This is a genomic window from Blastococcus sp. SYSU DS0973 (assembly GCF_054051055.1).
In genome coordinates this window covers 25,018-33,397 of record NZ_JBJHAN010000016.1, presented here as the reverse complement: position 1 = coordinate 33,397, position 8,380 = coordinate 25,018, and the positions used below count along the sequence as shown (strand labels likewise).

General features: G+C 72.6%; 8 protein-coding genes. All 8 read right to left on the bottom strand.

Annotated features, from left to right (window positions below; genetic code table 11):
- Positions 1 to 248 precede the first annotated feature (248 nt).
- Entirely contained in the window at positions 249 to 1,046 is a 798-nt protein-coding gene (dapB, locus tag ACI791_RS17665; RefSeq protein WP_456587221.1) for a 4-hydroxy-tetrahydrodipicolinate reductase, read from the bottom strand.
- A 49-nt stretch (positions 1,047 to 1,095) separates the two neighbouring features.
- Positions 1,096 to 1,434, bottom strand: a complete 339-nt coding sequence (locus ACI791_RS17660; RefSeq protein ID WP_456587220.1) for a VanZ family protein — start codon at positions 1,432 to 1,434, stop codon at positions 1,096 to 1,098.
- A 16-nt stretch (positions 1,435 to 1,450) separates the two neighbouring features.
- On the bottom strand, positions 1,451 to 2,707 hold the full coding sequence (locus ACI791_RS17655; protein ID WP_456587219.1) for a M16 family metallopeptidase: 1,257 nt from the start codon (positions 2,705 to 2,707) through the stop codon (positions 1,451 to 1,453).
- 180 nt (positions 2,708 to 2,887) lie between these two features.
- The gene (locus tag ACI791_RS17650) at positions 2,888 to 5,152 is read right to left on the bottom strand and encodes a polyribonucleotide nucleotidyltransferase (RefSeq protein ID WP_347057534.1); all 2,265 of its coding nucleotides are present in this window, start codon (positions 5,150 to 5,152) and stop codon (positions 2,888 to 2,890) included.
- 262 nt (positions 5,153 to 5,414) lie between these two features.
- A complete protein-coding gene (rpsO, locus tag ACI791_RS17645) occupies positions 5,415 to 5,684 on the bottom strand; it encodes a 30S ribosomal protein S15 (protein WP_347057535.1) in 270 nt (89 codons plus the stop codon).
- A 103-nt stretch (positions 5,685 to 5,787) separates the two neighbouring features.
- On the bottom strand, positions 5,788 to 6,747 hold the full coding sequence (locus tag ACI791_RS17640; RefSeq protein ID WP_456587218.1) for a bifunctional riboflavin kinase/FAD synthetase: 960 nt from the start codon (positions 6,745 to 6,747) through the stop codon (positions 5,788 to 5,790).
- A gap of 20 nt (positions 6,748 to 6,767) precedes the next feature.
- Positions 6,768 to 7,907, bottom strand: a complete 1,140-nt coding sequence (locus tag ACI791_RS17635) for a branched-chain amino acid aminotransferase (RefSeq protein WP_456587217.1) — start codon at positions 7,905 to 7,907, stop codon at positions 6,768 to 6,770.
- Between the two features lie 103 nt (positions 7,908 to 8,010).
- Positions 8,011 to 8,349 (bottom strand): antibiotic biosynthesis monooxygenase family protein, encoded by a 339-nt coding sequence (locus ACI791_RS17630; RefSeq protein WP_347057538.1) that lies wholly within the window; start codon positions 8,347 to 8,349, stop codon positions 8,011 to 8,013.
- Positions 8,350 to 8,380 lie beyond the last annotated feature (31 nt).

Here is an 8,380-nt window from a genome sequence, read left to right as displayed (position 1 = left end):
TTCTCAAGGAGCGGACGCGCAGACACTCAACCCTTCCGGGCCTCGTCCCTGGCTGGATGTCCAACTCTACGCCGGTTTCCAGCAGCCCGTCGAGCGGGGGGCTGGTCCGGCGGCCCTTCCGGGCCGCGCGGCGCAAAGAGAAAGTTACACGCCCCCACCAGCCCCGTGCAACCCGACCCCCCGGTGACGCCCGCCACGTCCTCGCCGCCCGCCCGACACCCGTCGTTCACACAGCCGCGAGCGGGTGGTCAGAGGCCCAGGAAGCTGTCGATGCCGACGGTCAGACCCGGGCGCCGGCCGATCCCCCGGACCGCCAGGAGGACACCGGGCATGAACGAGGCCCGGTCGTAGGAGTCGTGCCGCAGGGTCAGTGTCTCCCCCGCGGCGCCCAGCAACACCTCCTGGTGGGCGACCAGGCCGGTGAGCCGGACGGCGTGCACGGGAACGCCCTCGACGTCGGCCCCCCGGGCACCCGGGAGCTCGTCGGATGTCGCGTCGGGCGCGGGCGGCAGGCCTGCCGCCCGCCGGGCGGCCGCCACCAGGCGGGCCGTGCGCACCGCGGTCCCCGACGGTGCGTCCACCTTGTTCGGGTGGTGCAGCTCCACCACCTCCACCGAGGGGAAGAAGCGGGCCGCCTCCTGGGCGAAGCGCATCAACAGGATGGCGCCGATGCCGAAGTTGGGGGCGATGACCACCCCGAGGTCGGGCTTGGGCTCGAGCCACTCGGCCACGGTGGCCAGCCGGGCCTCGTCGAACCCGGTGGTGCCGACCACGCAGTGGATGTTGTTGTCGATGCAGAACCGGATGTTGTCCATGACGACGTCCGGGCGGGTGAAGTCGACGACCACCTGAGCGCCGGCGTCGGCCACGTTGAACAGCCAGTCGCCGTCGTCGACCATGGCCACGAGCTCCAGGTCGTCGGCGTCGCTCACCGCCTTGACCACCTCGGTCCCCATCCGTCCGCGGGCACCGAGCACGCCCACGGGGATCAGCGAGGACTCGGGGTCGGTAGAGCCGGGCTGCAGGTGGGGGGCGCTGGTGGTCACGCGGTCAGGTTTCCCGGCCGACGGCCACGACGCAAGACAGCCCCACGGATCAACGTGTTCGGCGGGCGCCCCAGGCCCAGAGCACCAGGCCGGCCGCGACGCCGGCGAGGTCGGCGGCGCCGTCGGCCACCGACGCCGAGCGCGCGAGCGGCGTCAGCCCCTGGACCAGCTCGCTGCCCACCGCGTAGAGCGCCAGCGCCACGGCGAGCGGCGTCCGGGCGACGCCGGCCCACCGACCCGTGACCGCCAGACCGGCGAAGACCAGCAGGTGGACGACCTTGTCGACGCCCGGTGGCGCCGAGGGCACGCCCGACCCGGGGGCGAACAGCACCACGAGTGACACCACGAGGGCGACGGCGAACACGGCCCGGGCCAGCGCCCCGCCCACCGTGTGTCCCCGCCCCTCAGAGCCGGTCGAGGTCGGACTCACGGTAGGGGCCGACGACGGCCAGGCAGGTCTCCTGGCCGAACAGCTCCGCCGCGACCGACCGGACCTGCCCCTCGTCGACACCGTCGATGCGCGCCAACACGTCGCGCACCGGCACGTACTCGCCGTAGGACAGCTCGCTCTTCCCGAGGCGGCTCATGCGGGAGCCGGTGTCCTCCAGCCCGAGCACCAACCCACCCCGCAGCTGGCCCCGCGCCCGGGCGACCTCCTCGGCGGTGAGCCCGTCGGCCGCCACCCGGCCCAGCTCCTCCCGGACCAGCCGCAGCACCTCGGGCACCCGCTTCTTGGAGCAACCGGCGTAGACGGAGAAGGCCCCGGTACCGGCGTAGTGGGTGAGCGCCGAGCCGACGCTGTACACGAGCCCCCGCTTCTCGCGGATCTCCTGGAACAGCCGCGAGCTCATGCCGCCACCGACGGCCGCGTCGAGGACGGCGGCCGCGTAACGGCGCTCGTCCTGCCGCCCCATCGCCGGCGTGCCGAGCAGCAGGTGCGTCTGCTCGGTCCGGCGGGGGATGAGCCCGACAGGCCGCGCGGGGCGCACGAGGTCGACGTCCCCCGTGCGCAGCGGCGCCGGCCGCGCCGGGCCGGCCAGTCGCTCGCCGAATGCGGCGGTGACCAGTTCGAGCACCTGCTGGTGCTCCACCCGGCCGGCGGCGGTGACGACGATCGAGGGCATCGCGTACCGGGAGCGGTACCAGCCGTCGACGTCGTCGCGCGTGAGCCCCTCGATGGACTCGATCGTGCCGAGGACCGAGCGGCCGAGCGAGGTGTCGCCGTACAGCGTCTCGGCGAACAGGTCGTGCACGGCGTCGGAGGGCTCGTCGTCGCGCATGGCGATCTCCTCGAGCACCACCGTGCGCTCCGCCTCCAGGTCCGCCGCGGTGTTGGTCGCGTCGGTGACCAGGTCGGCCAGGAGGGTCACCGCGAGGGGCAGGTCGCTGGCGAGCACGTTCGCGTAGTAGCAGGTGTGCTCCTTGGCGGTGAAGGCGTTCATCTCACCGCCGACGGCGTCCATGGCCGTCGCGATCTCGAGCGCGCCGCGCGACGTCGTCCCCTTGAACAGCAGGTGCTCGAGGAAGTGCGACGAGCCGGCCACGGCCGGCGTCTCGTCCCGCGAGCCCACGCCCACCCAGATGCCGAGGGTTGCCGACAGCACACCCGGCATCGTCTCGGTGAGCACCCGCAGGCCCCCAGGGAGCTCGGTGCGTTCCACCCGGCCCCCGACCTCGTCGAGGTCGAGCAGCGCGGTCGTCCCTACGGGAGCCGGGGGGGGGGGGGGGGGGGGGGGGGGGGGGCGCGGGGCGGGGCGGCGGGGTTGGAGGGTGGGGGCGGGTCGGGCGGGCGCGGGCGGGTGCGTCAGCACCCGCCCCGGCCCGGATCAGATCAGTCGTGGTCACTCACCTGCAGGAGCGGCCTCGGCCGGAGCCTCGGCGGGCGTGTCGGCACCCTCGGCGGCGACCGGCGCGAGGCTGATCTTTCCGCGGGCGTCGATGTCGGTGATCTCCACCTGCAGCTTGTCGCCGACGTTGGCCACGTCCTCGACCTTGCCGATGCGCTTTCCGCCACCGAGCTTGCTGATGTGCACCAGCCCGTCCTTGCCCGGCAGCAGGGAGACGAAGGCGCCGAACGGCGTGGTCTTGACGACCGTGCCGAGGAAGCGCTCGCCGACCTTCGGCATCTGCGGGTTGGCGATGGCGTTGATCCGGTCGACCGCGGCCTGGGCCGAGGGGCCGTCGGAGGCACCGACGTAGATCGTGCCGTCGTCCTCGATGGTGATGTCCGCGCCGGTCTCGTCCTGGATCGCGTTGATCATCTGACCCTTGGGGCCGATGACCGCGCCGATCTTGTCGACCGGGATGCGCACCGTGGTCACCCGCGGGGCGTAGGGGCTCATCTCGTCCGGGCCGTCGATGGCCTCGCCCATGACGTCGAGGATGTGCAGCCGGGCCGCGCGGGCCTGGGTCAGCGCACCGGCGAGGACGTCGGAGGGGATGCCGTCGAGCTTCGTGTCCAGCTGGAGGGCTGTGACGAAGTCCTTGGTGCCGGCGACCTTGAAGTCCATGTCACCGAAGGCGTCCTCGGCACCGAGGATGTCGGTCAGCGCGACGTACTCGGTCTTGCCGTCGACCTCGTCGGAGACCAGGCCCATGGCGATGCCGGCGACCGGTGCCCTCAACGGCACACCTGCGTTGAGCAGGGCCAGCGTCGAGGCGCAGACCGAACCCATCGAGGTGGAGCCGTTGGAGCCCAGCGCCTCGGACACCTGCCGGATCGCGTAGGGGAACTCCTCGCGGTCGGGCAGCACCGGGAGCAGCGCCCGCTCGGCGAGCGCCCCGTGGCCGATCTCGCGGCGCTTGGGCGAGCCCACGCGACCGGTCTCGCCCGTGGAGTACGGCGGGAAGTTGTAGTTGTGCATGTAGCGCTTGCGGCTGACCGGCGAGAGGGTGTCGAGCTGCTGCTCCATGCGGAGCATGTTGAGCGTGGTGACACCGAGGATCTGGGTCTCGCCGCGCTCGAACAGCGCCGAGCCGTGCACCCGCGGGATGACCTCGACCTCGGCCGAGAGAGGCCGGATGTCGGTGAGGCCACGGCCGTCGATGCGGACCTTGTCGCGCAGGATCCGCTGGCGGACGACCTTCTTGGTCAGTGCGCGGAAGGCGCCGGAGATCTCCTTCTCGCGGCCCTCGAACTGACCGGCGAGCGCGGCCTTGACCTCGTCCTTGAGCGCGTCGGTGGCCTCCTCGCGCTCCTGCTTGCCGGCGATCTGCTGGACCTGGGCGAGCTTGTCGCCGGCCTGCGCCTCGACGGCGGCGTAGACGTCGTCCTGGTAGTCCAGGAAGCGCGGGAACTCGGCGACCGGCTTGGCGGCCTTCTCGGCGACGGCGGCCTGCGCCTCGCACAGCGCCTTGATGAAGGGCTTGGCCGCCTCGAGGCCCTGGGCCACGATCTCCTCGGTCGGGGCGGGTGCGCCGCCGGCGACCAGCGAGATGGTCTTCTCGGTGGCCTCGGCCTCGACCATCATGATCGCGACATCGCCGTCGGGCAGGACCCGGCCGGCCACGACCATGTCGAAGACGGCGTCCTCGAGCTCGGTCTGCGTCGGGAAGCCGACCCACTGGCCGTTGATCAGCGCCACCCGGGTGCCGCCGACGGGGCCGGAGAACGGCAGGCCGGACAGCTGGGTGGACGCCGAGGCGCCGTTGATGGCGAGCACGTCGTAGAGGTGCTCGGGGTCCAGCGACAGGACGGTGATGACGACCTGGACCTCGTTGCGCAGGCCCTTGGCGAAGGTCGGGCGCAGCGGGCGGTCGATCAGGCGGCAGGTGAGGATCGCGTCCTCGGACGGCCGGCCCTCGCGGCGGAAGAACGAGCCGGGGATGCGCCCGGCGGCGTACATCCGCTCCTCGACGTCGACCGTCAGGGGGAAGAAGTCGAACTGCTCCTTGGGCTGGCGGCCGGCCGTGGTGGCCGACAACAGCATGGTGTCGCCCATGGTGACGACGACGGAACCGGCGGCCTGGCGGGCGAGCCGACCGGTCTCGAAGGTGATCGAACGGCTGCCGAAGCTGCCGTTGTCGATCACCGCGGTGGCGGTGGTGACCCCGTCCTCGGGGTCGAACTCGGCAGCGATGCTGCCCTGCGTGGTGGGTGCGGACATCAGTCCTTCTCTCTTCGTCGCATACCGCGACGTTCCTCTTGCGGCGCCTCGCGCCGACCTGCGTCCGGGGGCGACCGGTCTTCGATCGAAGCCCTCGGGCGGTGTTGTTCCCCCGCGGGGAGGAAGCGATGCGTCCCGGGGGCCACTACCGAGGACCGGCCCTTCGCGGGGCGGTCGGCCGGGGCCTGGAGACTCGGACGGCGGGTGCCGTACGAGAGAGGGGACCGTCCCGGATCGATCCGGGAGCGGTCCCCTCGACGTGCTAGCGGCGCAGGCCGAGCCGCTCGATCAGCGAGCGGTACCGGTTGATGTCGGTCTTCGCCAGGTAGTTCAGCAGCCGGCGACGCCGGCCGACCAGCAGGAGCAGGCCCCGCCGGCTGTGGTGGTCGTGCTTGTGCGCCTTCAGGTGCTCGGTGAGGCCGCTGATCCGGCGGGTCAGCATGGCGACCTGCACCTCGGGCGAACCGGTGTCCTTCTCGACCGTCGCGTACTCGGTCATGATCTGCTGCTTCGTCGCGCTGTCGAGCGCCATGGTTCGCCTCCTGGGCGGGTTCCGTGTGGCCCCCGGTCTGACTCACGAGGGCAGGCTTCACACAGCCGTGCACGCACGGCCTCCACGAGACTACCAGCGGCGGTCAGATCCCCAGCACGGAGCGGGTGTCGGCGACGTCCTGGGCCATCGCGGCGAGCAGCCCCTCGACGTCGGCGAACGCGGCCATCGGCCGCAGCCGCTGGGCGAACTCCACGCCCACGTGCTCGCCGTAGAGATCGCCGTCGTAGTCGAGGACGAACGCCTCCACCGTGCGCCGGCTGCCCTGGAAGGTGGGGTTGGTCCCCACCGAGACGGCGGCCGGGAAGCGGTCCCGGCTGACGCCGCTGCGTGGATCACGGGTGACCAGGTGCCCGGCGTAGACGCCGTCGGCCGGGATGGCCGTGTACGCGGGGGTCTCCACGTTGGCCGTCGGGTAGCCGAGGTCCCGGCCCCGGCGGTCGCCGCGCACGACGACGCCGTCGACCCGGTGCGGCCGGCCGAGGGCGCGGGCCGCGGGCACCATGTCCCCCGCTGCGACGCAGGCGCGGATGTAGGTCGAGGAGATGGTCACCTCGCCGTCCTCGGAGGAGTCGTTCGCCAGCGGCACGCCCTCGACGGCGAACCCGAACCGGCGCCCCTCCGCGGTGAGGCTCTGCACCGTGCCCGAGGCGCGGTGGCCGTAGGTGAAGTTCTCCCCCACCACCACCTGCGCCGCGTGCAGCCGCTCGACGAGCACCGTGTGGGTGAAGGTCTCCGGCGGCAGCCTCATGAAGTCGGTGGTGAACGGCAGCACGCACATGGCGTCCACCCCGAGCTCGGCGACCAGCTCGGCCTTGCGGTCGAGCGAGGTGAGGATCGCCGGGTGCGAGCCCGGGCGCACCACCTCGGCCGGGTGCGGGTCGAAGGTCAGCAGCAGGCACGGGCGGCGCATCGCCCGGGCCCGCGCCACCGCGGCGCCGATCAGCTTCTGGTGCCCGCGGTGCACGCCGTCGTACATGCCGACGGTGACCACGGTGCGGCCGAGGTCCCCCGGGGTGGCCTCCAGCCCCCGCCAGCGCAGCACGCGACCCGCTCCCGGCCCGGTCAGGAGACCCGGTGCAGCCAGCCGTGAGTGTCGGCCACCCGCCCGTGCTGGATGTCGAGCAGCGTCTCGCGCAGCCGCATGGTGAGCGGGCCGGGGGTGCCGTCGCCGATGGTGAAGTCGCCGGTGCGGGCCTTGACCTCGCCGACGGGCGTGATGACCGCGGCGGTGCCGCAGGCGAAGGTCTCGGTGATCGAGCCGTCGGCGACGCCGCTGCGCCACTCCTCGAGGCTGACCTTGCGCTCGGTCACCCGGTGTCCGGCGTCGCGGGCGAGGGTGATGAGGGAGTCGCGGGTGATGCCCGGCAGCAGGGTGCCGGACAGCTCGGGGGTGACCAGCTCGGCGTCGTCGCCGGAGCCGCGGACGAAGAACAGGTTCATCCCGCCGAGCTCCTCGATGTACTTCTTCTCCACGGCGTCGAGGTAGACGACCTGGTCGCAGCCGAGGGCGCTGGCCTGCTGCTGCGGCAGCAGGCTCGCGGCGTAGTTGCCGGCGCACTTGACGTCGCCGGTGCCGCCCGGCGCCGCCCGGACGTAGTCCTCGGAGACGTAGACCGACACGGGCTGGACGCCGCGCGGGAAGTACGCCCCGGCCGGGCTGGCGATGATCAGGAACAGGTACTCGTGCGCCGGGCGGACACCGAGGAAGGACTCCACTGCTAGCTGGTAGGGCCGCAGGTACAGCGTCTGGTCCGGGCCGGTCGGGACCCAGTCGCGGTCGGCGGAGACCAGCGCGTCGACGCCGGCGAGGAAGGCTTCCTCCGGCACGGGCGGCATGGCCAGCCGCTCGGCGCTGCGGACGAAGCGTGCGGCGTTGGCCTCGGGGCGGAAGGTGGCGACGCTGCCGTCGGGCTGGGCGTAGGCCTTGAGCCCCTCGAAGATCGACTGCGCGTAGTGCAGCGCGGCGGCGCCCGGGTCCAGTTGGAGCGGGGCGTACCGGGTGAGCCGGGCGTCGTACCAGCCGCGACCGGCCTCGTAGCGGGCCACGAACATCGAGTCGGTGAAGTAGCGGCCGAACCCGGGGTCGGCCAGCAGCCCCTCCCGCTCGGCGGCGGGGCGGCGCGTCACGTCCTCCACGACCACCGGCACACCGTCGACGAACATCCGGGACGTGGTTCGGCTGTCGGAGAGCGTGTCGGTCATGGCTCCTACCTGGGCGTGCTGTGACGAGGCGCCGGTCCAGCGGCGCGCTGGGTCGGCGCCGGCCCCACGGTGTGCGGGACCGGCGCCGTCACAGTAACCCCGGTCAGACCTGGTTCCCCTGGTTGGCCTTCGGCCCGGCGTACTCGAGCACCTCGTAGGTCCACACGTGGGCCGAGTGCGGGGCGGCCGAGGCGAGGGTGTCGCCACCCCCGTCGTGGGCGCGGTCGAACTCCTGGCTGGACTGCCAGGACTCGTAGGCCTCCTGGCTGCTCCACCGGGTGTAGACCAGGTACTGGTCGGTGCCCTCCACCGGGCGGAGGAGCTCGAACCACTCGAAGCCGGGGGTGCTCTCGACGGCCCCGGCGCGCCCGCGGAAGCGCTCCTCGAACCGCTCCTGCTTGTCCTTCGGCACGGTGATCGCGTTGATCTTCACGACGCTCATGGCCCTCACCTTCCCGGGCCGCCCGGCGGTC

What these genes read in the sequence shown, in the direction of transcription:
- ACI791_RS17650 (WP_347057534.1), bottom strand. Translation starts at nt 5,152, where the DNA reads ATGTCCGCACCCACCACGCAGGGCAGCATCGCTGCCGAGTTCGACCCC.
- rpsO (WP_347057535.1), bottom strand. Translation starts at nt 5,684, where the DNA reads ATGGCGCTCGACAGCGCGACGAAGCAGCAGATCATGACCGAGTACGCG.
- ACI791_RS17635 (WP_456587217.1), bottom strand. Translation starts at nt 7,907, where the DNA reads ATGACCGACACGCTCTCCGACAGCCGAACCACGTCCCGGATGTTCGTC.
- ACI791_RS17630 (WP_347057538.1), bottom strand. Translation starts at nt 8,349, where the DNA reads ATGAGCGTCGTGAAGATCAACGCGATCACCGTGCCGAAGGACAAGCAG.